Origin of the sequence: Clostridium sp., from assembly GCF_021372645.1 — a bacterium.
Taxonomy (GTDB): domain Bacteria; phylum Bacillota; class Clostridia; order Clostridiales; family Clostridiaceae; genus Clostridium.
In genome coordinates this window covers 1-2,479 of record NZ_JAJFUC010000023.1, presented here as the reverse complement: position 1 = coordinate 2,479, position 2,479 = coordinate 1, and the positions used below count along the sequence as shown (strand labels likewise).

2 protein-coding genes and 1 tRNA gene are annotated in these 2,479 nt (G+C 29.2%); 2 read left to right on the top strand and 1 reads right to left on the bottom strand.

The features are described 5' to 3' along the window. Positions 1-211: 211 nt before the first annotated feature. Complete coding sequence (locus LLF98_RS03335; protein ID WP_291700798.1) at positions 212-1,456, bottom strand: NAD(P)/FAD-dependent oxidoreductase; 1,245 nt, start codon at positions 1,454-1,456, stop codon at positions 212-214. Positions 1,457-1,609: 153 nt separating this feature from the next. Between LLF98_RS03335 and LLF98_RS03330 the strand changes: the two genes are divergently transcribed. Beyond that, complete coding sequence (locus tag LLF98_RS03330) at positions 1,610-2,194, top strand: hypothetical protein (protein WP_291700796.1); 585 nt, start codon at positions 1,610-1,612, stop codon at positions 2,192-2,194. A 146-nt stretch (positions 2,195-2,340) separates the two neighbouring features. After that, a tRNA-Glu gene (locus LLF98_RS03325) sits at positions 2,341-2,415 on the top strand. Positions 2,416-2,479: the final 64 nt, after the last annotated feature.

Below are 2,479 nucleotides of genomic sequence, written 5' to 3'. Positions count from 1 at the left end.
ATTAATTGTATAATCTTTTTGTAAAATATTTTTTAGTAGCATAATGATATTTTACTATAAATCTCAAACTTATTGGGTTTGAGATTTATTTTTTTTCACAAAAAAGGAACTGTGCACTAATTATTTAGTGCGACAGCCCCTCTATAATTTAATTAATATAATCAGATAGTTATTTTTTAGATATCTCATTCCATAGAGAAGAGAAACTACATTATTTTATGGAAGCAGACTTAGCTGCTAAGTAGCCAGAGCTCCATGCCCATTGAAGATTGAAACCACCACAATCACCATGAACATCTAGAATTTCTCCACAGAAGTAAAGATTTTTAATTAGTTTAGATCCTAAGGTCAAATTGTCTATTTCACAGGTATTTATCCCACCAACAGTAACTTGAGCATTAGGGAAGCCATTAGTACCTATACAATTGAAATCCCATTGCTTAAACTTATCAATCAATTTATTAATATATTTCCAATCAATATTGCTACAAGGTAAATGAATATCATTTATTCCAACATCTTTTAGTAGTGTAGAAATCAATTTTTTATTTATCACTCCAATTAATGAAGAGGATATTTCTCTGTAATTAAACATAGAAAAATGTGTGGCAAAAAAGTTTTCCACATCTTCTTTACTTTCATATGGTAACATATCAAGCCTTATAGTGACTTTTGAACCTTTACTAAGGGCTTTAGAGGCATAAGAGGATAATTGCATTATAGGTGGCCCAGATATGCCATAATCAGTGAATAAGACTTCACCTGTATCCGTTCGTATGATCTCATCATTGACTAATACAGAAACAGAGCCATCAAATTTAATTCCAGATAAAGCTTTTAAATAAGGATAATCTAATTTTAATTGAACAATGCCTGGGAGAGTTTCAATAATACTGTGACCTAAGGATTTACTTAGCTTATATCCAGAACCATCTGAACCAGTTTTGGTAGCAGATTTTCCACCACAACTTAAAATAACTTTGTTACAAGAAAAGTTTTCATATTCTTCATTATTGGTATATAAAGTGAAGTTTTTCTCTTTGTTTATAGAATTAATTTTGCAATTAGTATATAAAGGTATTTCCCTATCATCTAATGCCATTCTAAATATATCTATTACAGAAGAGGCTTGAAGAGATTTTGGATAGAGCTTACCGCTTTCTAATTCTGTCAAAGGTAATCCAAGAGATAAAAACATGCTTTTAGTATCTTCTATTGTAAATTTATTTAAAGCTTCTTGGAAAAAATTATTATTTTCACTGTGGAAGTTAGTGTAGGGAAAATTAATATTATTGTTTGTAAGATTACATCTGCCATTTCCAGTTGCAAGAATTTTTTTACCAATTCTATCATTTCCTTCAACAATAGCTACATCTATTCCAAAATCTTTAGCTACGATTGCAGCCATTAAACCAGATGCACCACCACCGATAATTATTAAATCGTGATAAATCATAGTTATTAATCACTCCTTGTTTGTGTAATAAGGCATATGAAATAGAATAACGAGCCCAATGTGCTAACTTGTTATTTTTTATATGCTAAATAAATTTTATCACAGTAATATTCATGTTAAAAGAAAGGAATACTAAAATGAGGTGATTTTTAGATGGAAGTAAAAGTAATTAATAATAAGTTAGAGGATTGCGGAAGTGTTTTTAAAGTCAGAAGAATGAATTTTGATAAAATAATTGTTAATTATCCAATAGACAGTGGAATAAAAAGTTTTTCTTTTGCAGATGTAGAATGTATAAGTGAAAATAACATAGATGAATTTTTAATTAAAAATAGGAATTTTTTAAAGATTAAACTAAAGAGGGGAATGTCAGTAGTTTTTTATAATGCATTATATGATTCGCTAAAACTTGAAATTAAAGAAGAAATAAAAAATCTAAATGTATTAATAGATAAATATAAGATAAATAAAAGAGGGATTTGGGAGAAAGAAATATTGTTGCTTATAAATAATAAATTTCCTTTAGAAGTTATAGCATCAGGGCAAAACTTCAAAAGAAATGGATATAACATAATTATTAACGAAGTAGAAAAAGATAATTTTTTAGAAATATGTAATGCAGAAATCAAGAATATAAAAAGTCAAATAGAACTAAAAAAAGGTGCTATATCTAGTTTTATAGATGCTATAGAGCAATTTAAAAATTCCAATAAAATATCGCAAGAATCGGTGCAATAATTAAATTAAATAAGATAAAAATAAAAAAAATGAAAAAATGTGTTGACATGGAATCTAAATTTAGGTATTATAGTCTATGTGGTCAGCAGCTTTAAGGATGTAAGAACGTAAAGTTAAGACATTCAAAGTGAAAGACAATATAGCATGGCTCCTTGGTCAAGCGGTTAAGACACCACCCTTTCACGGTGGTAACAGGGGTTCGATTCCCCTAGGAGTCACCATTTTATTCATCTTATGGGCGCATAGCTCAGCTGGGAGAGCACCTGCCTTACAAGCAGGGGGTCA